At 35.9% G+C, this 25812-nt stretch carries 11 protein-coding genes and 1 riboswitch; of the genes, 3 read left to right on the forward strand and 8 right to left on the reverse strand.

What is annotated here, in order from left to right:
• Window positions 1–126: 126 nt before the first annotated feature.
• Entirely contained in the window at window positions 127–13620 is a 13494-nt protein-coding gene (locus tag GJJ64_RS11405; protein WP_154287920.1) for a Calx-beta domain-containing protein, read from the forward strand.
• A 115-nt stretch (window positions 13621–13735) separates the two neighbouring features.
• Window positions 13736–14656: a PorP/SprF family type IX secretion system membrane protein gene (locus GJJ64_RS11410; RefSeq protein WP_154287921.1), complete on the forward strand. Its 921-nt coding sequence runs from the start codon at window positions 13736–13738 to the stop codon at window positions 14654–14656.
• 72 nt (window positions 14657–14728) lie between these two features.
• On the opposite strand, the gene metF is transcribed toward GJJ64_RS11410, so the two are convergent.
• From metF to GJJ64_RS11450, 8 genes are all read right to left on the reverse strand, one after another.
• A complete protein-coding gene (gene metF / locus GJJ64_RS11415) occupies window positions 14729–15685 on the reverse strand; it encodes a methylenetetrahydrofolate reductase [NAD(P)H] (protein ID WP_154287922.1) in 957 nt (318 codons plus the stop codon).
• A gap of 15 nt (window positions 15686–15700) precedes the next feature.
• The gene (locus tag GJJ64_RS11420; RefSeq protein WP_154287923.1) at window positions 15701–16642 is read right to left on the reverse strand and encodes a DMT family transporter; all 942 of its coding nucleotides are present in this window, start codon (window positions 16640–16642) and stop codon (window positions 15701–15703) included.
• Window positions 16643–16672: 30 nt separating this feature from the next.
• Entirely contained in the window at window positions 16673–17026 is a 354-nt protein-coding gene (locus tag GJJ64_RS11425; RefSeq protein WP_154287924.1) for a four helix bundle protein, read from the reverse strand.
• A gap of 93 nt (window positions 17027–17119) precedes the next feature.
• Window positions 17120–20890, reverse strand: a complete 3771-nt coding sequence (gene metH, locus GJJ64_RS11430; protein WP_154287925.1) for a methionine synthase — start codon at window positions 20888–20890, stop codon at window positions 17120–17122.
• A 131-nt stretch (window positions 20891–21021) separates the two neighbouring features.
• Window positions 21022–21127: riboswitch (SAM riboswitch) on the reverse strand.
• A gap of 138 nt (window positions 21128–21265) precedes the next feature.
• Entirely contained in the window at window positions 21266–21832 is a 567-nt protein-coding gene (locus GJJ64_RS11435) for a hypothetical protein (RefSeq protein WP_026905442.1), read from the reverse strand.
• Window positions 21833–21834: 2 nt separating this feature from the next.
• On the reverse strand, window positions 21835–22650 hold the full coding sequence (gene murQ, locus GJJ64_RS11440) for an N-acetylmuramic acid 6-phosphate etherase (protein WP_154287926.1): 816 nt from the start codon (window positions 22648–22650) through the stop codon (window positions 21835–21837).
• A gap of 391 nt (window positions 22651–23041) precedes the next feature.
• Window positions 23042–23341, reverse strand: coding sequence for a type II toxin-antitoxin system RelE/ParE family toxin (locus tag GJJ64_RS11445; protein ID WP_154287927.1), 300 nt, complete (start codon window positions 23339–23341; stop codon window positions 23042–23044).
• The gene (locus tag GJJ64_RS11450) at window positions 23341–23589 is read right to left on the reverse strand and encodes a type II toxin-antitoxin system ParD family antitoxin (protein WP_154287928.1); all 249 of its coding nucleotides are present in this window, start codon (window positions 23587–23589) and stop codon (window positions 23341–23343) included. The genes GJJ64_RS11445 and GJJ64_RS11450 overlap by 1 nt, the downstream gene beginning before the upstream one ends.
• A 602-nt stretch (window positions 23590–24191) precedes the next feature.
• Between GJJ64_RS11450 and GJJ64_RS11455 the strand changes: the two genes are divergently transcribed.
• Complete coding sequence (locus GJJ64_RS11455; RefSeq protein ID WP_154287929.1) at window positions 24192–25805, forward strand: S41 family peptidase; 1614 nt, start codon at window positions 24192–24194, stop codon at window positions 25803–25805.
• Window positions 25806–25812 lie beyond the last annotated feature (7 nt).

Here is a 25812-nt window from a genome sequence, read left to right on the forward strand (position 1 = left end):
TTTTAGACTTAATCTTCCTTATGTCGATATTCTAGATTTTCAGTAACTAAAACGCTTCTTTTTCGTAAGACACCAGCAGCAGCTTCATACTAAAAGCTACTATCTATTATTATTTGGAGTCGTACTATGTTACCAGAGGTAACCGCATTAAGAAAGTCAGTGTTAAAGAAGAGAAATGGAAAAAGTTTCAATCTAGTTCGTCCAAATCAAGAATTAAAGGATACTTTTTTTAAATGTATCTCTGTTTTTTTCTTGTTATGGATAGGTGTGTCTCAATTTTCTTTTGCAGAAGGAAGTAAAGATTTAATCACAACAGGAGGTGGTGTAGGACATAGAGCTTTTTTGTTAAGTACAACTATTACTTCTACTAATAGTCCATTTCCAACTTTAGGTACAGTAAAGGTATATGTTAGGGCCGGAGAATCTATCTATCTAGGTTCAAGTGCCCAACAAATTGGTAATGGCAGAATGAATGTAAGAGCGCCTGGAGGGGCAACTTATACTTCAGCAGCTTTAGCCGCAGGGATAGGCTTAATCACTAATAAAAATCAAGAAGATGCGGGTCCATTACCTAATGCCGGAGGATATACCCCATGGATTTTACCTGTAGGCGTAGCGCAAGAAGGGGTTTGGGAAATTGATTTTATTTCGCCTGATGTTGGTGCTGGACAAAATGCTAATGCTCTAAGAACTAATGCCAATGCAGCTTGGGTACAGGCTAATTCTACTCCATTAATTGCTGCTTTTGATGTTTCTGTGAGGAATAGTGCAAATACTGCATTTATCAATGGCAGAGCTTTCATGAATATTTTTGTTGGTTCTTTAGGAGATTTTGATGCAAATTTTACTGGTAAATTTAAAATCCTTACCAAAGATGGTTATCAATACGATGTAGATAATAACGGGCAATCGGGCTTCGTATTTAGTTTTTTCGCAAATAACAAAGGATTTAAAGACAATGCTGGTAATCCTATTTATAGAAGTATAAATACTTTATCTGGCACTGTACCCGTACAAGACCCAAGAGCTATAGACACTGGTACTGATATCACACACAAAATATTTTTTAACACACCAGATGCCAGTATGCCCACAACCGCGGCAACACCCTCAGGTAGTACTTGGTTGTATACCACACCTACTAGCCCACAAGCAGCCAATTTTTTATTTGAAGGTAAAGAAGGTACGCAGAACCAAGCAGGTACTGCACCCTTAGGTGCAAATTTAACTTTTGAAACCAACCAAACGGGTAGCTATATCATTGATATGGATATCAACCAAAATGGTGTATTTAATGATGCTATCGATAGAAGATTAACAGGTGTTGCAACATCTGGAACCAATACCATTTACTGGGATGGCTTAAATGGTTTAGGTGCTAAAGTACAAGGCAATTTTACCTTTAGTCCTAGCAATTTAAATTTAAGTTTAGTAGGTGGTGAAGTCCATTTTCCGTTTTTAGATGTAGAAAATAACATCAATGGAATTATCATTAGGCGTTTAAATGGTGTAAATGCACCTAATGATATTGTTTATTGGAATGATACAGATATTAGCTCAACTACTAATCCATCTAACCCTAGAAATACTTCGGTTAGTGGTATAAGCAGTACAACAAATGGCCATAAATGGGGCAGTAATGCCTACAGTGGTACCGCTTTTGGTAATGAAGTTGGCTTAGATACTTGGACATACGTAATCAGCAATACGGTACTTCCATTCATGAATATAACACTTAAAGAAGCCGATTTAGAAGTGGTTAGTATCACACCAACTAAAACTTCTTACTGTGTTGGAGAAAATATTAGCTATGTAGTTAGGGTTAGGAATAATGGTCCGGATGCCGTTTCTGGTGCAAAATTCGCTTTTAACTATCCAACGCAATTTACGGTTAGCGGTACTTCATCTGCAGTTACTACAGGTACAGCAACCATATCTAGTAGTGCAACCATAGCTGGCCAGTATACAGCAACCTTAGATATGTCTAATAACGCTGTTATTTCATTCACGATAAATGGTACTTTAAATAACTACCCAGGCGGGACTTTAAATACCAGCGCATCTATCCTAAGACCTGTTGATGTTACAGACCCTGATGCTACTAACGAAGATGCTTTACCGCCAACAGACCCTTTAATAGAATGTAATGCAGGTACTGTGGGATGTAACAATATAAAAGAAGATACATCGGTAACGATTAATGTTAGAACCATAAGCGTAGCTAGTGCAATTGTTGCAGAAGGAACAGGTGGAACTAGAAATCTTAGCTTCCCGGTTAGTTTATCTGCGGTTTCTGCATGTGATATTTCGGTAGATTATTCTATCACCCACAATACCACCCAAGCTTCTGATTTTGCAGGTGTAACTAATGGTACTATAACTATCCCAGCAGGAAGTACAAGCGCAAATATTCTTATACCAATTGCAACGGATAACATCATTGAAGCTAATGAAACTTTTACCTTAACCTTGGCTAATCCTACAGGGGGGAATACCATTTTTATGGGTACAGCCACCGGGACCATCAATAATGATGATAATGCCCAAATTACCATCACCAAAATAGATGGAAATGAGGAAAATGCTATCCCGGCAAGGTTTATTTTTAGTTTCCCTCCGGGAGTTTTTGCTGACGCTAATACCGAAGTGCAGTATGAACTTAGTGGGACAGCAATAGGTAATGGCCCAGATTATCCAGAAGCTTTAACAGGTTCTGTCATTATCCCGGCAGGGCAACAAAGTGCAACTTTAAACTTAAATACTGTAAATGATGATATTGTTGAAGGTACAGAAACAGTAATTATAGATATTTTAAGGATTAATAGTCCGTATAGTTTGCCATTAGGTACTAACATCACCTTAAATCCAATAGTGCCTACCTTAAATATTTTTGATAATGATGTTGCTACATTAACCATTAGTAATCCCATAACTTTAGTAGAAGGTAATAGCGGCACAACCGCTTTTAACTATACGGTTACTTTAAATAAAGCTACTAGCAGTAGCTTTACGGTAAACTATAACACTTCAAATAATACAGCTACCATAGCAGATAATGATTATGTAACTAGCAGCGGAACTTTAACTTTTAACGGTAATTTAAATGAAGTACAAAATATCACAGTTTTAGTAAACGGAGATCAAAAGCTAGAAGCTAATGAAACTTTCAATGTATTACTGGCTAGTTTAAATAATAATTTTGGTGGTCGTTTAACAATCCCGAGTCCTAATACTAGTGGAACTATATTAAATGATGATGCAGCAAATATCACCATCACAAAAGTTGATGGCGTAGAAGGAGGCCAAAATGTAAGGTTTGTATTTACTTTGGATAACGGAAAAACAGCTGATCAAAATTTATCAATTCCTTATTCTCTTTTAGGCTCTGCACTTGCAAATGGTACAGATTATCTGGGGGCAGCAGTTGGTAATGTGATATTACCTGCAGGACAAAATTCTACATTTTTAGAATTGTTTATTGTTGATGATCAAATTGTTGAGGGTAATGAGGATTTAACCCTAAGCACCGGAGCCATTGCTAACCCTTATGGTATCACGGTTACCAACTCGCCGCAAACAGTTACTATAACAGATAACGATAATGCTAATATTTCTATATCTAACGTAACAGAAACAGAGGGAAATAACGGGAACAAGATTTTTAGCTTTAATGTAACGCTTAACAATGCAGTTAAAGAATCTTTCTCTGTAAATTATTTTACTACCAACGGTACAGCTTTAGCAGGTGAAGACTATCAGGCCGTAGCCAGCGGAAATTTAGGTTTTTCTGGAAATGCAGGTGAGGTAAGAACGATTAGTATTACAGTAAATGGTGATGAAAAGATAGAAGCAAATGAATTTTTTAATGTTACGCTTCAAAACTTATCTAAAAATTTTAATAACCATTTAACCATTGGTAATGCTAGCGCAACAGGCAGTATCATGAATGATGATACTTCAACCATTCAAATAAGCTCTTCAAATGGTAACGAAACGGGGCAGCTTGCCGGAACTTTTACTTTTAGTTTTACAACAGGTTTTACGGTTGATAGGCCTACAGAAATTAGCTATACTTTGGCAGGCTCTGCCACTACTTCGGCTGATTATATCGGAGTAACGTCTGGTACTATCACCATCCCAGCAGGGCAAAATAGTGCAACGCTTACTTTGCCTGTTTTAGATGATAATACTGTAGAAGGCACAGAAACTATCATTTTAAGCAGTAGTTTAGTTAATAGTCCTTATGCTATCAGCGTAAGCAACTCGCCACAAAGCTTAAATATTTTAGATAACGATACTGGTACTTTAACCTTGATTGGTCCACCTGATGTGACTGAAGGGGCAGACGCAACTAGCAAATTAGTACAATTTCAAGTTCAGTTAAATAAAGCAACCGAACGTCCTTTTGCGGTAGATTATGATACCAATAATTTATCAGCTACTTCTGGTGAAGATTACATTACAGAAAATGGTAGCCTTAGTTTCTCTGGAATTTTAAATGAAATCAGAACAATAAGCGTAACCATTAATGGCGATGCTAAAATAGAAGCGGATGAGTTGTTTAATCTCGCTTTAAGCAATTTAAGCGAAAATTTTGGAGGTCTTTTAACACTTGCAAATGCATCGGCAACAGCCAAAATATTAAATGATGATGCTGCTAATATCAGTATCACAGCAATAAACGGAGCTGAAGGCGGTGCAAATGGGGCATTTAGATTTAGTTTTCCGGCCAATGTAACATCAGACCAAAATACTATCATAAACTATATTTTATCTGGCGTAGCAACTAGTGCAGATTATGTTGCCAATCCTTCTCCAGTTAATATCACCATACCAGCAGGGCAAAATAGTGTTCAACTGAATATTGATGTTATTGACGATATTTTGGTTGAAGGAAATGAGCAACTTCAGTTAAGCGCTGTAGGTGTAAGTAGCGCTTATCCGATAAGCTTAATGAACAATACAGCTTCTTTAAGCATATCTGATAATGATAGTGCACAAATACTAGTTACAGCACCACCTGCATCTTTAGAGGGTAATTTTGGTTCTAATACACAAATTTTTACTTTGAGGTTAACAGCTGCTACAGCACAGCCATTTTCTATACCTTATCAAACTGTAAATATTAGCGCTAATGCCGGAGAGGATTATGTTTTAAATGCAGGAACCATAAATTTTAATGGCTTATTAAACGAAGAACAAACAGTAGAAATTGTAATCAATGGCGATACTAAAGTAGAGCCAGATGAACAGTATAATTTAGTTTTGGGCAATGTTTCTAACCATTTCCAAAATAGACTGAGCATACCGGTTAACAGCAGCACAGCAAGCATCTTAAATGATGATGGAGGCGTGATTAGAATGCGGGTAGCAAATGGTTCTGAGGATGGAGTTGACGGGAAAATAAGGTTTGAGTTCCTAAATGGTGCTACTGCAGCACAGCCTATTGTTCTTAATTACAATTTGGGTGGTACAGCATTAGCAACTGGCGTAAATGCTGATTATTCTGCTAATTTCCCATCAACTATCACTATTCCAGCGGGAGCTTCTTTTGCAGAAGTCACTTTAAATATCGTGAATGATGCACAGGTAGAAAATACAGAAACTGTAGAGGTTTTGGGTTTAGTTTTAGGTTCGGTATATCCTGGAATAAGTATAGATGCAGCCAGACCTATATTAAATATCGCAGATAATGACCAAGCAGAGCTAGTTTTAAGTGGTCCACCAAGTGTTTTAGAAGGAGATACGGGTTTTACTACCTTAACTTATACAGTAAAGCTTACCAAAGCAACTGCTACGGGTTTTAACATCAATTATGGCACTCAAGATAATGGTGCAACAACGGCCAATGCAGACTATATAGCTTCATCCGGAACTTTAAATTTTACTGGTTTGGCTGATGAAACTAAAACATTTGATGTTATCATAAATGGTGATAATGATATTGAATTGAATGAATTATTCAATATCCGTCTTTTTGGTTTAGATAATAATTTCAATAACCTATTGGTTGTACAAGGCTCTCCGTTTGCTGTTAATATTTTAAATGATGATAATGATAACATCAACATCACTAAATTAAATGCCGAAGAAGGTGTTAACAACGGAAGTTTTATTTTTAGTCTTCCGGTTGGGGTAGTAGCCAGCGAAAATTTAACCATAGATTATGTGATAGACGGTACTGCTTTAGCCGGTACAGACCATCAAACACTTTCGGGTTTTATTATACTACCTGCTGGCAGTAATGCTGTAAGTTTACCTATTGCAGTTAATGATGATTTGATTGTTGAAGGTACAGAGACTGTTAGGATAACTGCTACCGTAAGACCTAATACTTTAAGTATCACTATTAATAATCCACAAGAAAGTATCAACATCAGAGATAATGATGAAGCTATTTTAACTATCAATGAGTTAAGCCAACCCGAGCTTAATTCTGGTACTTCTAACATGCTATTTACGGTTAAATTAGATAAGCAAACTGCTTTACCTTTTACTTTAGCTTACGCTTCCGCTGATGTTACTGCAAGCGCCGGAGAAGATTACCAAGCAATACCAGCAGGTGCTTTGTTAAGTTTTAATGGCACAGCTAATGAAGAAGCAACCATAAGCATTCCTATCAATGGAGACAATAAGATTGAAGCCGATGAGGTTTTTAATATCATTCTTGGCGCTTTATCTAATCAGTTTGAAGGTCGCTTAACTATTCCTGCACATATTGTAAATGCTACCATAGAAAATGATGATGCAGCTACCATCAGTATCACTAAACAAGATGGTAAAGAAGGTGTAAATAATGCCCAGTTTATCTTTAGTTTTCCTAGCGGATTTTCCTCCGATAAAGAAACCATTATTAATTTTAGTTTGGGTGGTACAGCAAATGGTGCAGGTTTAGATTATATTGCAAATCCATCAGCCACAGCTATTACCATACCTGCAAACACCACATCGGCAACTTTAACGCTAAATGTTAATGATGATGAAATTATTGAATTTACAGAAAATGTAAGTTTATCATCAGTAACTATAAATAGTACTTATAACGGTATTACTTTAAATCCGCTTTTACCAACACTTCAAATTGAGGATAATGATATTGCACAATTAGCGCTTACAGGTAGCACATCTGTAAACGAGGGCAATAATGGTACTACCGCAGTTACTTATACGCTTACTTTAAATAAAGCTACCACCAGTCCGTTCAGGGTTGATTACCAAACTACAGGCAATAGCGCAACTTTAGCAGATCAAGATTATCTTGATTTAAGTGGCTTTGTTGATTTCTTTGGCTTGGCCGGAGAGACTAAAACCTTTACTTTATTTGTACGTGGCGATAGGAAAATTGAAGCTGATGAAAGTTTATTCATCCAAGTTAATGCACCTAATATCAATTTCGATAATCGTTTAAGTATACAAGGTTCGCCCTTGGCATTACAAATTCTTAATGATGATTTGGGTAATATCACCATCACTAAAGAAGATGGTGAAGAAGGTGTAAAGGATGCAGTATTTAGATTTAGCCTACCTCCAGATATTACAGCAGACCAACCTATAACCATTAATTATATCCTTTCTGGTACGGCAACTCAGGTTTTAGATTTTGATGCCTTATCAAGTAGTATAACTTTAAATGCAGGGGCTAATAGCGTTGTTTTACCTGTTCAAATTATTGATGATGCTATTGTAGAAGATATAGAAACACTTGTATTAAGTGCTGCTTTACCTGTAAATGTATATGGTGTTACTTTAACAAATGCTTCACAAAATGTTCAAATTCTTGATAATGATATCGCTAGGTTAAGCTTAATAGGGCCAGTTCCAACAAACGAAGGAAATTCAGTCTTAAGTCCGCTAGTTTTTAGTGTTAGTATAGATAAACAAGTTGCTAAGCCTTTTACCATAAATTACCAAACAATAAACGGTACAGCAAGCGTTACAGACCAAGATTATAACCCAACAACTGGTATTCTAAGCTTTAATGGTAATGCCGGTGAAACCATCAATTTTACAGTTGATGTTAGGGGAGATCGTAAAATAGAAGCTGATGAAACTTTTAGCATATTGTTAGATTCCTTATCAGAGAATTTCAATAATCGTTTAACTATTACAAATCCTTCTGTTACCGCTACCATTAATAATGATGATTCTGGTGACATCACCCTATCATCTTTAAATGGTAAAGAAGCCGGAGCACAAAAAGGGCAATTTATTTTTAGCTTACCAACAGGTATCACAGTAGATAAACCTATACAAATAAATTATATACTTACAGGAGCTGCTTTGGCAGGCTCAGACTATAATAATGCTGCTTCTGGTATGGTAACCATACCTGCCCATACAAATAGTGCAGTTTTAGATATTCAAGTGATAGATGATACACTGCTTGAAGAAAATGAAACGGTAATTTTAAGTGTGACAAGTGTTGTTAACGATTATAATCTTCAAATGCGAAGCAGCATAGATACTTTAAGTATAGAAGATAATGATATTTCCACTTTAACCTTAAACGGACCTTTAAGTATAACAGAAGGTAACTCGGGCACTAAAACCTTAACTTTTGAGGTGAAATTAGATAAAGCAGTAGCTTCAAATTTTACAGTTTATTACCGCACTCAAGATGCTACGGCTAGTTCTACCACTAATGATTACCAGAGCACCAACGGAACTTTATCTTTTGCTGGTTTAGCCAATGAAACTAAATCTGTTTCGGTTACCATTAATGGAGACACACGGGTAGAAGGTACCGAATTTTTTGAGCTTTGGCTTGAAAATTTAAGCCTTTCTTTTGATGGTCGATTAAGAATTGCTGCTTCACCCAGCAGAGGAATTATTTTAGATGATGATAATAATACCTTGAATAAAACGCTAAGCATCACTAAAATTGATGGTGAAGAGGGTACAAACAATGCTTCTTTCAACATAGCCTTCCCAAGCGGGGTAACTTTAGATACCGATACCGAAATATTCTACACTTTGGGCGGTACGGCAATCATTAATCAAGATTTTCAAACCGCTACTACAGGTAGTTTAATCATCCCGGCAGGGCAAAATAGTGTTACTTTAAACCTTAATGTTACGGATGACGCCATAGTAGAAGACACAGAAACCGTTTCCCTGATAACAGCTAATATCAACAATAGCAATTATCAGGATATTGTGGTTGCAAATTCTCCAATAACACTTCAAATTAAAGATAATGATGAAGCTACTTTAACCCTACAAGCAGCCCAAATTGCAGAAGGTGATAATGGCGTAACGCAAATCAATTTCGATGTTGTTTTAAATAAACAAACTTCACGTGGTTTTGATGTAAGTTACCGTACTACAGATGCCACAGCAACAGTTGCAGACCAAGATTATATCGCAAAAGCAGAAACTATCGCTTTTGCTGGTACTGCCAACGAGCGTAAAACCATCACCATCAACATAAACGGAGATATTAATATAGAGCGAGATGAGCAATTTAACCTTATCCTTGAGCCCCTGATTGATAATTTCAATAACCGTTTAAGCATCCCTATCAATACAGTTACAGGCACTATTCTTAATGATGATGATGCTCAAGTAAGCATCACTAAAACAGATGGTGCCGAAGGTGGCGCTCAAGTAAGTTTTATTTTTAGTTTGCCACCAAATGTAGTTACTGATGAGCCTATCCAGATAGACTATCAGCTTATGGGCACTGCTTTAGCTGCCGGTGTAGATTATACTGGCGCAAACTTGGGAAGTATTACCATACTGCCTTATCAAAATAGTGCTACCCTTAATCTTCCGGTTGTTGATGATAGCTTAATAGAGGCGGATGAAACTCTTAGTATCAGCGTAAGCGCATTAAACACAGTTTATAGTAGCGCAATTACTTTAAATCCGCTTATTCCAACGGCTATCATTAGAGATAACGATGAAGCTACCTTAAGTATCAGTGGTCCTATCAGCGTAAGCGAAGGAAATACAGGTACAACCGCTTTAACATTTACAGTTGGTTTAGATAAAAATACAGGAAGAAACTTTAGCATTAATTTTACCACTGCCGATGGTAGTGCTACTGTTGCAGCTAACGATTATATCCCGCGTAACGGCACACTTAATTTTGCTGGTAATGCATCAGAAAGTTACCCTATTACCATATTGGTTAATGGCGATAGAAATATAGAACAAACAGAAGATTTCTTTTTGAATTTGATTGGCTTAAGCGATAATTTTAATAATCGTTTAAAGTTAGCAGGCTTGCCAGCTAGAGGAGTTATTTTAGATGATGATAATATCCCGGCTAATAGAAATATCATGATTACGGCTTTAAACGGCTCAGAAAGTGGTACTGATATAAGGTTTAGATTTAGTTTTCCGCCACAGGTAGTAAGTGATGTTGCAACAACCATACCTTACGCTTTAACAGGTACTGCTATAGCGGCCGATTTTACAGGGGCTTTAGCTGGTACAGTTACTATACCTGCCGGGCAAAATAGTGTGTTATTAAGCTTACCTGTTGTAAACGATGAAATTATTGAAGGAAAAGAAACTTTGATTTTAACTTCCGGAGCTGTTATCAATAATAGTTTTAATGGTATAACGGTAGTCAATTCGCCAGCACAAGCAGAAATTGAAGATAATGATACCGGCGTATTAAGCATCCAAAACATAGAATTAGATGAAGGTAATTTAGGAACAAGCGAAGCAGTTTTTACGGTTAGCTTAAATAAACAAACTAGCTTACCTTTTACCTTAAGTTATAGTAGTGCAGATGTTACGGCTACCACTGCCAATGCAGATTATGTACCTATCAACGCACAATTGAGTTTTACAGGTAATGCCAATGAAGCAAGAAACATACGTATTCTTGTTAATGGCGATAGAAAGCTTGAAGCTGATGAAATATTGAGAGTAGCTTTAGGAGCTATTTCTAATACTTTTGAAGGCAGATTAACATTGCAAAACTCATCAGCAACAGCTACAATTAAGAATGATGACTCTGCACAAATTACTGTTACCGGAGTAAATGGCGCAGAAGCAGGTCAACAAGCAGCCAGGTTTATTTTTAGTTTCCCTGCCGGAGTTACGGCTGATATTCCAACCGTTATCAACTACACCCTAGCTGGTACGGCTACTGCCGGAGATACCGATTATAAAGGCTCTATAAATGGTGTTATAGCTATCCCTGCTGGGGCAGAAAGGGTAATTTTAGATTTACCTGTTTTAGATGATGATATTATCGAAGAGGATGAAACCATTACAATAGCTATCAATTCTATTAATAGTAATTACAGTAGTAGTATAAGTTTTAATCCGGTTTTACCAACCCTTAGAATTATTGATAATGATGTTGCTACCTTAAGAATAAGCGATGCTATCAGGATAAATGAAGGCAATAATGGCACTACGCAATTCAATTTTACCGTTACGCTTGATAAAGCAACTGGTAATAATTTTACTTTAAACTACGCAACACAAGACGGCTCTGCAACCACAACCGATAATGATTATAATACAGCTAACGGTGTGTTAAGCTTTGCAGGAACTACCGGAGAAACACGTACAGTAACCGTTTTTGTAAATGCTGATTTAAAATTAGAAGGTAACGAAAACTTTAATTTTATAATTTCTGGTTTAAGCAACAACTTTAATAATCGTTTAAGTATTCCGGTAAATAGCAGCATGGGTACCATTTTAAATGATGATGATGGTATCATCACCATTTCTAAAATAGACGGTACAGAAGGTTTACAAGATGCTAGATTTATATTTAGTTTGCCACCTGGAGTAAACTCAGACCAACCTATTAATATTACTTACCGTTTGGCGGGTACAGCCGGAAGTAGTGATTATACAGCTAACCCTGCAAGCGGTAGTATGGTAATCCCGGCTGGGCAAAATAGCGTAGCGCTTCAGTTAGCCGTAGCTGATGATTTGGTTTTAGAAGAAACAGAAACAGTAACGCTAAATAATATACAAATAGCAAACGCTTATAATAATGTGAGTTTAGCACAGCCGGTACCAATTATTAATATTTTTGATAATGATGTTGCCAATCTTACTATCACCTCACCAGCGCCAACTTTAGAAGGGAATTTGGGTCAAAAGAGCTTTAACTTTAATATCACTTTAGATAAAGCAACCGACCGTTCTTTTACCCTAGACTATAATACTTACGATATTTCTGCCACCACCGCTAATAGAGATTATGAAAGTCGTACAGGCAGAGTTTCATTTGCAGGTTTTGCTGGCGAAACTAAAACCATTGCAGTACCTGTAATTGGTGATATAGAATTAGAAAATAATGAAACTTTTGGATTCAGAATTTTTGGCTTATCAACCGATTTTGCTGGTAAAATGATTTTAGGTAATGATGCAAATGCGATTATCCAGAATGATGATATTGGCCCGGTGGCTAATGATGATAGGGTAAGTACTTTAGAAGATACACCTATAACATTTTCTGTTACAGATAATGATTTCCATGCCGATGGTATCAATATCGGAAGTGTAAATATGGTTTCTAATCCGCAAAAGGGCAAAGTGCAAATGATGCAAAATGGTAAGGCTATTTATACTCCGTCATTAAATGAATTTGGTTTTGATAGCTTTACTTATACAGTAAGAGATGCTTTAGGCAGGTTGTCTAATATCGCTACGGTAAGCATCACCATAGTAGCTGTAAATGATGCTCCTATAGCTTTAAACGATGAGTTTTATGTAAAAAAAGATAGCACTATAAGAGCTAGTGTTTCACTTAATGATAGTGACCCAGACCAAGACCCACTACGTTTTAGAGTGTTACAAAGTACTTCCAAAGGTAGTTTAGCCCAGTTTGATGAATCTGACGGTTCTTTTATTTATATTCCTAACCGCAATTTTAAAGGTACAGATAGATTTACTTATATACTTACAGACCCATCAGGCTTAAGAGATACTGCAACAGCAACATTATTTGTACAGCCAGTGGTTACTGTTAGTCTTACGCCAAGTGTATCATTGTTAAATGAAGGAGATACCTTAATAGTTACAGCTAAACTTACCGAGTCTTTATTCCAAGATGTAAATTTTGTACTGAACTTTGCTGGAACTGCTACACAAGATAAAGACTATGCTTTAAGCGGTAATTTTGATACGATGATGATTCCGGCAGGAGACACTATTACCACCCAAAAGTTTAGTTTAATAGCTTTAAAAGATTTCTTAAAAGAAGGCCAAGAAAGCGTTGAAATTTCTATTGTAGCACCAGACCCAGCTGCTTTTGTGAGAATTGGTACCGGTACAGATGTCATCATTACAGATTTTTATCCGGAAGATAAACCTACAGGGCCAGAAGAAAACGGAGAAATAAACCCAGATCCTTATATGTCTCCTAACGGTGATGGGTTAGGGAACGAGAAGTTTATCATTTACAACATAGAGCGTTTCCCGGATAACGAGGTAATTATTTATAACCGTTGGGGAAATGAGGTGTACAAAACAAAAGGTTATAATAATAAGGATAATGCATTTGCAGGGTTTTCAAATATTGGTATATTAGCTAATAGCCAAAGCCCTGTAATTGATGGTGTTTACTTCTTCATGATTTATACCAAATCATCAGATGGAAAGCAAAAAGCTAATAAAGGTTATGTAATTATAAGAAGATAATCATCTCTTATTTAAAGAAATTCATATTAGCGGTAACAATACAGGGCATTTTTCGTAAAATGTTAACAAAAGAGTTATTGCAAGTTTTGTATAATCTGCTCTTTATCGCATAGGTATGAGGTTATTACTGCTCGTTTTATTACAGGTATTATTGGTATTGGGTGTACAGGCACAACAGGAGGCTATGTATACGCAATACATGTTTAATACTTTGGCTATTAATCCGGCCTATCCTACCTTAGATGAATCTCTATCTGTAACCGCTCTATCTCGTCACCAATGGGTAGGTTTCAAAGGAGCACCCAATACGCAAACCATATCTATCCACTCTCCTTTGGGTACTAGTGAGACTTTTATTGGAGGTTTATTAATTAATGACCAAATAGGAGAGGTGATTAAAGAAACTGGTGGTTATATAACATTAGCACAAAGGGTACAAGTAGGTTACGAATCTTATTTAGCCGTAGGTATTAACGGTGGTTTAAGTAGTTTTAGAGCTAATTTTTCTGAAAATTATCCTTACAGTCCAGAGTCTTTTAACGACCCTGCCTTCCAGAATGTAAGTAATTTGAGAGGTAATTTTGGAGTAGGGGTGATGCTTTTCTCAAGTAAATATTACGTAGGCTTATCTTCTCCACATTTTTATAATAGAGAGCTTTCAGATTTTGGACAACCAAGTATTGCTGGGCGTTATAAACCACACTTTTTATTACAAGCAGGTTACCTTATTAACCTTAGTGATATCTTAAAATTAAAGCCTAATATTTTAGCTAAATATGTAAATGGTTCGCCTTTACAGTTTGATATTAATGCCAATATGCTGGTGAGTGATCGTTTATGGTTGGGCGTTTCTTACCGTACTTTAGACTCTTTTGATGCTATGGCATCTTTCTTTGTTAACCCAGATTTTCAGGTAGGTTATGCTTATGATTTTACCAATACGCGTTTAGCAACTGTACAAAAAGGTACTCATGAAATTATGGTAAAGTTTAGGATGCCTGTTTTTGGTAGAGATCATACGGCTTGTTATTTCTAAGAATGAGCTCAAATTTTCAAATAAAAAAAAGCCACATGAAAATGCGGCTTTAATTGATCTTAATAGTTTTTATTAGAAAATTGCTTCTGCAATTTGTCTGGTTTGTTCTGGTCTGCCCATGGTATAGAAATGTAAAACCGGAGCGCCAAAATCCATCAATTCTTTACATTGTTTAATCATAAACTCGGTACCAACCTGCTTTACATCTTTAGGATTTTTACAGCTTTGTACAGCGTCGCACAAATCTTCTGGTAAATCTATATGGAAAATTTTTGGCAAGTTAACCAACTGACTTAAGGCACTTATAGGTTTTAAACCCGGTATAATAGGTACGTTAATATCGTTTTCGCGGCATTTCTTTACAAAATCAAAATACTTCTGATTATCAAAAAACATTTGGGTAACTATAAAATCGGCACCCATTTCTACCTTCTTTTTCAGATATTTAAAATCTGTAGCTAGGTTTGGCGCTTCAAAATGTTTCTCGGGATAGCCTGCTACACCTATACAAAAATCACTTTTATACTCGCTCTCTACATCCTCATGCAAAAACTTACCAGCGTTATGGTTTTTAACTTGCTCAAGTAAATCTGTAGCATAGGCATGTCCTCCTGGGGTAGGTATAAAAGAAGAATCTGCTTTACGGGCATCGCCTCTTAAAACTAAAACATTATCAATACCTAAAAATTGTAAATCTAATAAGGCATTTTCTGTCTCTTCTTTGGTAAATCCTCCGCATATTAAGTGAGGTACGGCATCAACCTTATATTTATTTAAGATAGCCGCACAAATAGCAATGGTACCTGGTCTTCTTCTGTAAGATAATTTCTCTAGCAGACCATTTTCTTTTTGTTTGTAGATATAATCTTCACGTAAAGAAGTTACATCAATAAATGGAGGCTTAAACTCTAGAAGAGGTTCAATAGCATCGTAAATCCACTGAATACTTTGCCCTTTAACAGGAGGTAAAAGCTCAAAAGAGAAAAGCGTTTTACCTTTTGCGTTTTTTATATGATCTGTAATTTTCATTTTTGCTGTTCAAAATTATCTATTTGTTTCAGGATTTACCTGCTCAATTTCTTTTTTCTGCTGGCTGGTTAAAAATACACCAACAATTACCAATATAGAACCTGAAAATTCTTGCAAAGTAAAGGCTTCATTTAATATTAACCAACCTAAAAATATGGTTGATACTGGTCCTACTGTTGCTACAATAGCACCTTTATTGGCGCCAAGCAGCCTAATACCTTCCATCACTAAAAATGTAGGTATTACGGTACTGATGATGGCTAAAGCAAATCCGTAAGCATAAATAGTCCAAGAATAGGTTAATAGCGAACCATTTCCTAAGATTAAATAATGTGCTATAACGTATAAGCAAGAAATCATCATGGCTAAGCTATTAAAATTTACCGAACCATATTTTTGGATATACTTACTGCCAAACACCAAATATAACGCATAAGTTATAGCACTGATAAAAATATAAATAGCGCCTTTTATGCTATTTGCTGTGCTGAAAATATTGTTATTATAAACAATAACCAATAAGCCTATGTAGGTTATAACAAGCGCTTTTATGATTTGTAAAGTAATTTTTTTCTTGAAAAACAGATAAGAAAAAATAACCACGAAAGTGGGGTAGCTGAAAAGTATAATACGTTCTAAACCAGCAGTTACATAGGCTAAGCCCATAAAATCAAACAAACTAGCTATATAATAACCTAAAAGTGCTAGGCCACAAATAATAGCAATATCTTTCGCAGATATTTGTTTAATGCTATTATTTGGATTTTTACGATGATTTAAAAAAGCAATCAGTATGAAAAAAGGCAAAGAAATAGCAAAACGTAGTGTTAACAAAGTTAATGCATCAACCGGAGCCTCTTGATAAGCCAGCTTAATCATAATCGCTTTCGCCGAAAAGCATACAGCCCCCGTAGCAATCAGGAGAATACCTTTTGTAGAACTAATTTGATTTGGCATTTGGGTTTGTTAAGTAGAAAGTACAAAGTATCAAGTAGAAAGACTTTTTAAAAAGCCGGTTAACATTCTTTGGATTTCCTTGATTTGTGTTTCTAAAATTTCATATTGTTCTTCATTTATTAAGTCAACCTCTTTGGCTATAACTATTTGCGTTTCCAATTCAAAAGCGGATCCTATACTGATGCTTATAAATTGTTTTAATTCGTTATCTGATTTTCGTCCACAACCTTCAGCTATATTTGATGGAATAGAGACCGCAGATCGAAACATTTGATTAGCAATTCCAAATTTATGTTCAGTTGGAAAAGCCTTAATAGTTGTAAAAATAAGTTTAGAGAACTGAATACTTATTTTCCAAACCTTCAATTCTCTAAAATTATGCATAACGAGTTTTAATATGTTTCACTAAGTGCTTTTTTACCTCTATTTTTCTCTAGTATAGGTCTTTCTACTTTCTACTCACTACTTTTTACTTCATTAATACCCCAAATTCGGGCTCAGCCACTTTTCAGCAGTTTCTAAGTCTAAAGCTTTTCTTTTAGCATAGTCCTCTACTTGGTCTTTACCTATCTTGCCTAAACCAAAGTATTTGGATTGAGGGTGTGCAAAGTAAAATCCGCTTACCGCTGCGGTAGGGTACATAGCTAAACTTTCTGTTAGCTTAATGCCGGTTGTTTGTGTAGCATCCAAAAGATTAAATAAAGTGGCTTTCTCTGTATGATCTGGACAGGCAGGGTAACCCGGTGCTGGCCTAATACCCTGATATTTTTCTTTTATCAGTTCTTCATTGTCCAATTTTTCTGTTTTAGCATAAGCCCAATAGTCTTTACGAACCATTTCATGTAGCTTTTCCGCAAAAGCTTCTGCCAATCTATCGGCCAAAGCCTTGGTCATGATGCTGTTATAGTCATCAAAATCGGCTTCAAATTTTGCTACCAGTTCATCGCAACCTAAACCTGTAGTAACTGCAAAACCTCCAAAATAATCTTGCAAACCTGTTTCTTTAGGTGCTATAAAATCTGCCAAAGCATAATAAGGTTCGCCTTTTGGTTTCTCTGCTTGCTGACGTAAAGTGTGTATTTTAATGGTTTTCTGAGCTGTTTGATTTTGCTCTTTCAATACACATCCTTCTTCCGTAAGTTGATATTGTAAATTTTGTAGTTGCTGATGCTCTATCGTTAATTCAATATCATCATCGCCAACAGTAGCTGCAGGCCAGAAGCCAAATACAGCTTTTGCTTTTAGTAATTTCTCATCTACTATACGTTTTAAAAGAACTTGGGCATCATCAAATAACTTTTTAGCCTCTACACCTACATATTTATCATCAAAAATTTTAGGATAAGAACCTCTTAGCTCCCAGGTATGGAAAAAAGGAGACCAATCTATATAAGGAACAAGCTCTTCTAGCGGGTAATCCTCTATTACTTTAGTTCCTGTAAAAGTAGGTGCACTGGCAATAGGCTGCGACCAATCTATCTTAAATTTCTCTTTACGAGCTTGTTCAATAGAAACTAAACTTTTATCAACCTTCTTTTTGTTGTAATTATCGCGGGTTGTTTGGTAGTCTTCTTTAAGTTTTTGTTTGTACGATGCCTTTGTTTCAGGGTTTAATAAATCGCTACAAACGGTTACACTTCTAGAAGCATCTAAAACATGTACAGTAGCACCTTTATAATGTGGATCTACTTTTACAGCAGTATGTATTCTTGATGTAGTTGCACCACCAATTAATAAAGGAATATCAAAACCTTCGCGTTCCATTTCTTTAGCAAAATGAACCATTTCATCTAAAGAAGGAGTGATGAGGCCGCTTAAGCCAATAATATCTACTTGATGTTTTTTAGCTTCTTCGATGATTTTAGCGGCAGGAACCATCACCCCTAAATCAATAATTTCGAAGTTGTTACAAGCCAATACAACACCTACTATATTTTTTCCAATATCATGAACATCGCCTTTTACAGTTGCTAACAATACTTTTCCGGCCGAGCTACTTTCACCTTCAACTTTTTCTGCTTCTATGTATGGCATGAGTATGGCAACGGCTTTTTTCATTACTCTGGCAGATTTTACTACCTGCGGTAAGAACATTTTTCCTTCGCCAAATAAATCACCTACAATGCCCATTCCGTCCATTAAAGGGCCTTCAATAACATCTAAAGGTTTAGCATATTTTAATCGGGCTTCTTCAACATCAATCTCTAAATAATCTATAATACCTTTTATCAAAGAATGAGATAGCCTTTCTTCTACAGTACCTTTGCGCCATTCTTCATCTTTAACCAGTACTTTACCTTTGTTTTTAACTGTTTCTGCGTATTCTACAAGAATTTCGGTAGCATCTGGTCGGCGGTTTAAGAGAACATCCTCAACTTTTATTAAAAGTTCTGGTTCAATTTCTTCATATACTTCCAGCATCCCAGCGTTAACAATACCCATATCTAAACCCGCTTTAATAGCATGGTATAAAAATGCCGAGTGCATAGCCTCACGTACCGGGTTATTTCCGCGGAAAGAGAAAGATATGTTTGATACACCACCGCTTACTTTAGCGTGAGGTAAGTTTTGTTTTATCCAACGAGTAGCCTCAATAAAATCTACCGCATAGTTATTATGCTCTTCTAAACCTGTAGCTACGGTTAAAATATTAGGGTCGAATATGATGTCTTGCGGAGGAAAATGAACCTCGTTAACTAAAATATCATAAGAACGTTTGCAAATCTCTTTTCTACGTTCCAGATTATCAGCTTGGCCATTTTCATCAAAAGCCATGACTACGGCCGCTGCACCATATTGCTTGATTTTATGGGCGTATTCTTTAAACTTTTCTTCACCTTCTTTAAGAGAGATAGAGTTTACGATACCTTTTCCTTGTAAACATTTTAAGCCGGCTTCTATAACCGTCCATTTAGAAGAGTCTACCATGATGGGTAGCTTACTGATATCAGGTTCGGCACCAATAAGGTTTAAAAATTTGGTCATGGCAGCTTCAGAATCAAGCATGCCTTCATCCATGTTTACATCTATGATTTGTGCACCGCCCTCTACCTGCTGACGAGCAACGGATAATGCGCCTTCAAAATCTCCGCTTAGAATAAGCTTAGCAAATTTTGGCGAACCTGTTACGTTGGTACGCTCTCCAACATTTACAAAGTTGGTTTGCGTGGTGATGTTAAAAGCTTCTAAGCCAGATAATCTTAAATAAGGAGCTTGTTGCTGAGGTATTCTTGCTGGATGTTGTGCAGCAAAATTTGCCATTTTCTGAATATGGTCTGGCGTGGTACCACAACAGCCACCTATAATATTGATAAAGCCCGATGCTAGGAAATCATTCACCAATGCAGCAGTTTCATCTGGTGTTTCATCATAAGCACCAAACTCGTTAGGTAAGCCAGCGTTTGGATAAGCAGAAACAAAAACATCAGAAATTTCTGAAAGCTCTTGTATGTAAGGACGCATTTCTTTAGCGCCCAATGCACAGTTTAAGCCTATAGATAATATATCAGCGTGGCGAACAGAGTTCCAAAATGCTTCTACCGTTTGGCCAGATAATGTTCTTCCGGAAGCATCTGTAATGGTCCCAGAAATCATGATTTCGAGCTTTATTTGTGGAGCATCAGCACTAGGGTTTTCTGCTTTTATTTTTTCGTTTAATTCTTTCTCATATCGTTTGATAGCGAAAATTGCAGCTTTAGCATTTAAAGTATCAAAAATAGTTTCTATCAATAATACATCTGCGCCACCATCAACTAAACCTCTTACCTGCTCGTAATAGCATTCTTCTAGATAATCAAAAGTGATGGCTCTAAAGCCAGGGTCGTTAACATCCGGAGAGATAGATAAAGTACGGTTGGTAGGGCCAATAGCACCGGCAACAAAACGTGGTTTATCAGGGTTTTGAGCTGTAAATTCTAAGGCAACTTCTTTAGCTATTCTAGCGCCTTCATAACTTAGCTCATAAGAAAGATCTTCCATCTGATAATCAGCCATAGAAATACGCTGAGTGCTAAAAGTATTGGTTTCAATAATATCAGCTCCAGCTTCTAAATAAGCCGCATGAATAGCTTTGATAACATCAGGACGGGTAATATTAAGTAAATCATTATTTCCCTTAACATCACAAGGATGGTTTTTAAATCTTTCGCTTCTAAAATCTTCCTCTGTTAGGTTATAACGCTGAATCATGGTACCCATAGCACCATCTATCACTAAAATTCTCTTTTTTAATTCTTCTCTGATATTCATTTTATCGTATTGCGTAGAGCGTATTGTGAAGGGCGAATACACGTAATTGAATGGTACTCAATACGCAATACTCACATCTCAATACTTATTAGCTTATTTAGAAAAGTCAGGATTTTTGGCGTTTAGACTTTTACTTATCTTTCCTAGAGCTTGTACTCTAAGTAGAATTTAGCACCTTGTAAGCACAGGTTGCTAAGACTTCGCAGGGTCTAATCCCTCCGTCTTTCTCTATAAGCGCTGCAAAAATGATGATATTTTTGCTCAAAAGCAAATATTATCCTTAAGGTAAATGCTTAAAAGACATTAGAAAGATAATTGCATTTATAATGATAAAAAGGAGTTATCTCTTTGAGGGCAAGTACATAAGTTAAGCTATCAATACAGCCTTTTTGTCAATTGTTCTTCAACGCGTTTAAAAAATTGTAAAGGTTTTAATTGTCGCCAGCTTAAATCATCTAACTCGCCACCAAAATTGATGTAATAATCAATGTTATTGGTTTTAAATTCATCAATCACATGGGGTCTAAAATTAATACCTGCAATCCATCCGTCTTCTACATCCTGAAACCATTCTTCATAATAACAATCATCAGAAGAATGGAAATTTAAAACGTTTTCTCCTACCAGAATAAACTTGTTAATGCCTTCATCCATAATGCTTTCTAGAATTTCTCTCTTTAAAAGCATGATGTCATTATTGATGGCATCGTTCCATTCGCCAATAAATTCTATAATGGCGTATTGGCGGTCATAATCAACAAATAAAACTTTTAGATACAGGGTGTTAGACCCAAAAGTATCCCACTGCGGGTGAAGTAAATAATTATAGATTTGTTTATCGTAATAAAACTCGTTGTATTGGGTTTCATAAAAGGGAGACCTTTCATCCTCTGCTGCTATATAATCATCCCTCCACTTAAAATAAGGCTCTATTTCATGCATAACTATTGTAAAGATGTTAAAAAAGCTTCGACAGCTTTTCTAACGTTTCCATATTTTTTTAATAAGTAAGCTGCTTCCTGTTCGTTTAAACTAGTTTCTTCCATCACCATGCGTGTACCTCTATCAACAAGTTTATTATTGGTTAACTGCATATCAACCATTTTGTTGCCTTTTACTTTACCTAATTTTATCATCAATGAAGTACTCAGCATATTTAAAACCAGTTTTTGTGCAGTACCTGCTTTCATACGGGTAGAGCCTGTTAAAAACTCTGGTCCAACAATTACTTCAATAGGGTATTGGGCTTCTTTAGCAATACTGCTGTTGTTGTTGCAAACAATACAACCAGTTAAAATGCCATGTTGGTTTGCTGCTTTTAATCCACCTAGTACATAGGGGGTTTCTCCAGAAGCGGCAATTCCTACCAAGGTATCTAATGCGTTAATTTTATAGTCTTTTAAGTCTTCCCAAGCTTGCTCGGTATGGTCTTCGGCAAATTCAACAGCTTTTCTGATAGCGCTATCGCCACCTGCAATAATACCGATAACGGTTTCGAAATCTACCCCAAAGGTTGGCGGGCATTCAGAAGCATCAACAACACCTAATCTGCCACTGGTGCCGGCTCCAATGTAAAATAAGCGACCACCTTTTTTCATCTTATCTAACGCAGCGTTAACCAAATTTTCTATTTGGGGTAATGCTTCTTTAACAGCAAAAGGAACTGTTTGGTCTTCTTTATTGATGTTCTGCAAGATTTCTGCAACAGACATCTGATCTAAATCATGATATAAAGAGGTTGATTCGGTGGTTTTACTCATAACGCATTAAGGTGGGCGTAAATGTCGGTAAATAATCAGTTTTATCGAAAAAAATGTGCGCTTTTATAGATAAATGGTTAACAGGAGGTTGTGGTAGTTGAGGATAGCCTGTTGAAGTGTTAAAATTAAGATGCTATTGAATTAATTATCCGAGTTTATAAATCGAAGAGTGAATTTTTGGATGGTCTGTAAAATGGGGGAACTTAGAAAATTGGGAACAGTATTTTTTCTATTATAGGATATTGTTCAAATCTTGTATTTTTTACTAGCAAACAATTAAAAATTAGCATTGCTCATATCAGCTTTAAATGACTCAATTTATCTGAGAAAAACTTGCTGGAAGGGTATTTAGAGGCTAGTGCATCAGTTACGCGTGTTATGTGTCGCTAGGTCAATCATTTAATCTGCTTTCAATGTCCATTTGCTGATGCAGAATTCTGATTATTTCTATTTCGTTTTCTTTCAAATTTATTCGATAGAAAATAAAATGTGATTTTACTTTTGTGCGGTAATACCCTTTTCTGATATGATTAAAATCTTTCCCACTAGTTGGATGTTGAGTTAAATACTCGATTTCATTAAGGATTAAGTTGAAATATCTGTCTGCTTGTTCAAGAGACCAAGTTTCGAAAGTGTAAAGCCAAATGTTTTCAATGTCGATTTGAGCTTCATTACTGATTTTATAAGTCATTATTTTGATACATGTTTTTGATGAAGATTATCTAAAAATGTATCTCTGCTAAAGTTTTTTACAAATCCAGATTTTTCACCTTTTACAAGTTCTTTAATAAGCGCAGTTTTTTTTGTTTCCTCATGTTCAAACATTCTTAAAGCTGCTCTTACAACCTCACTTGCAGAAGAAAATTTTCCAGTCTGAACTTGTTCGTTAATGAACTTTTCGAAATAGTCGCCGAGTAGTATTGATGTGTTCTTTGCCATAATTTTAAACTTTACTATAAAGGTACCAATAATTGGTATAAGGAACAATTTTTCTAATCTTAATATTATGGAATGTTGTTGGGGTTCGGTCACTCAACGGCAGTTCTTTTAAAAACCTAAAATAGGTTTAATTGGAGCTTATCAGAAGTTAAATATAAGCGATTATGGCGCATTAATCATTAGATTTCGCTTTTGATGCTACAAGAAAAAAAATAATAGCTGATATATATACATCTTGGTATCCTTTTACATTATCATATACTAACTCGTAAATCACAGGTCATTTATAGGGTTAATGATATAGTTTGTTCCCTGTTATGACCCTGTTATAACCCTGTTAGTACCCTGTTAGTGTTGACTTAAACATGATTTTGTTACCGCCAGAAATTCTGATACACTTGATGTCAATTTATCATCAAGAAAAAATTAAAGCTTTAAAATTAAGGATATAGAACAGTAATAGATGCTTGAAGGTGGTGCTTTAATGTGATGAGCTATTGTTTAATTAAATTCTACAAAAAAAATGAATGTTTTTTGCAGATAAATAGATAAAATTTTCTGTTTTCTAATGGTTTAGTCATTACATTTGTTTCAATAATTCCATGAAATCTTTAACGAAAAGCTTTTTATTCTTTTTTTCTGTTCTGCTGATTTTATTTCTTGGTTTTTTCCTAGGGACACAGTTCTCTATTGACAAAAATGGTAATGGTGTAATTGCTTTTGATTTTAGTAAAAGCAATAAAGTAAATCGCATTCTTAACCTTATCAGGAAAAACTATGTTGATTCTGTTAACATAGATTCTATGGAGAATTTAGCCATTCATGAAATTCTTAAAAATTTAGACCCACACTCTTTATATCTGCCACCTGTACAAGCAAAAGCACAAACAGAAAATTTAGAAGGTAATTTTGAAGGGATTGGTATTGAATATTATTTACTGTCTGATACTTTGTTTGTAACACAAGTGAGGCCACAGGGGCCTGCCGAAAAAGCAGGCTTGCAAAAAGGCGATAAAATTATTGCCGTTAATGGCGAGTATGTTACCGGAAAAGGCTTATTGGCAGAAAATGTTATCAGTAAACTAAGGGGGAAAAAGGGCAGCAGGGTAAAAGTAACGGTTATAAGAAACGGTAAGGGCAATATCCAAGAGTTAGAAATTGTAAGAGACCGTATTATTGTAAGTAGTATTGATGTTGCTTATTTGATGAATAACCAAACTGGTTTTATCAAAATCAGTAAGTTTGGTGCTAATACCGATGAAGATTTTATTGCCGAGTTAGAAAAACTCACCAAAAAAGGAATGAAAAACCTGATTTTGGATTTAAGAGGAAATGGAGGTGGCTATTTATCATCGGCTACAGCCTTAGCCGACCAATTTTTGCCAGAAGGAAAATTAATTGTTTATACCAAAGGCTTACACGAGCCCCGTACAGATTATATTGCCACTACAGAAGGTTTGTTTGAAAAAGGTCAATTGGTAGTTTTAATTGATGAGGGAACGGCATCTGCTAGCGAAGTGGTGGCTGGGGCAATACAAGATTTAGATAGAGGTTACATTATAGGAAGAAGGTCTTTTGGTAAAGGCTTGGTACAAGAGCAATTTTCTTTTGAAGATGGTTCTGCCATGAATTTAACCGTAGCCCGATACTTTACACCATCAGGAAGATCTATCCAAAAATCTTATGATAAAGGTGTAGCGGACTATAAGGAAGAGCTTAAAAAACGTTTTGACCGTGGCGAGTATGTTTCTATTGATAGCGCATTAAAAGATTCGGCTTTTGTGAAATCTAATAAACCTTATAAAACGGAAAAAGGTAGGTTGGTATATGGTGGCGGCGGTATCATGCCAGATTATTTTGTGCCTTTAGACACTTCTTATTATAACGAGTTTTACAAGCAGGTTTCAGAGGCTTCTGTACTTCAGGAGTTTGTGTACAGAAATCTTATTCATCAAGATATTTTACCCTATAAAAACGCTTCAGAGTTTACCCAAAATTATAAGCTTAGTGATAACCATATCAAAAGCTTGATTAGGTTTATTAAGAATAGGAATATCAAGGCCAAGCAAGAAGAAATAACCAAAGCTATACCCAAGTTTAAGAAAGACATCAAAGCTATATTAGCTCGTTATTATTTCCAGGAAGAGGGCTTTTATCAAGTTGTAAATAATCAAGAGCCTTATGTTAGCAAGGCTTTAGAACTGCTTAATAAGTAAACACCTA

The organism is Pedobacter puniceum (assembly GCF_009674685.1).
Lineage (GTDB): Bacteria > Bacteroidota > Bacteroidia > Sphingobacteriales > Sphingobacteriaceae > Pseudopedobacter > Pseudopedobacter puniceum.

Excerpts from the sequence above, each read along its gene's own strand:
- GJJ64_RS11405 (WP_154287920.1), top strand. The coding sequence starts at position 127 with ATGTTACCAGAGGTAACCGCATTAAGAAAGTCAGTGTTAAAGAAGAGA.
- GJJ64_RS11410 (WP_154287921.1), top strand. The coding sequence starts at position 13,736 with ATGAGGTTATTACTGCTCGTTTTATTACAGGTATTATTGGTATTGGGT.
- metF (WP_154287922.1), bottom strand. The coding sequence starts at position 15,685 with ATGAAAATTACAGATCATATAAAAAACGCAAAAGGTAAAACGCTTTTC.
- GJJ64_RS11420 (WP_154287923.1), bottom strand. The coding sequence starts at position 16,642 with ATGCCAAATCAAATTAGTTCTACAAAAGGTATTCTCCTGATTGCTACG.
- GJJ64_RS11425 (WP_154287924.1), bottom strand. The coding sequence starts at position 17,026 with ATGCATAATTTTAGAGAATTGAAGGTTTGGAAAATAAGTATTCAGTTC.
- metH (WP_154287925.1), bottom strand. The coding sequence starts at position 20,890 with ATGAATATCAGAGAAGAATTAAAAAAGAGAATTTTAGTGATAGATGGT.
- GJJ64_RS11435 (WP_026905442.1), bottom strand. The coding sequence starts at position 21,832 with ATGCATGAAATAGAGCCTTATTTTAAGTGGAGGGATGATTATATAGCA.
- murQ (WP_154287926.1), bottom strand. The coding sequence starts at position 22,650 with ATGAGTAAAACCACCGAATCAACCTCTTTATATCATGATTTAGATCAG.
- GJJ64_RS11445 (WP_154287927.1), bottom strand. The coding sequence starts at position 23,341 with ATGACTTATAAAATCAGTAATGAAGCTCAAATCGACATTGAAAACATT.
- GJJ64_RS11450 (WP_154287928.1), bottom strand. The coding sequence starts at position 23,589 with ATGGCAAAGAACACATCAATACTACTCGGCGACTATTTCGAAAAGTTC.
- GJJ64_RS11455 (WP_154287929.1), top strand. The coding sequence starts at position 24,192 with ATGAAATCTTTAACGAAAAGCTTTTTATTCTTTTTTTCTGTTCTGCTG.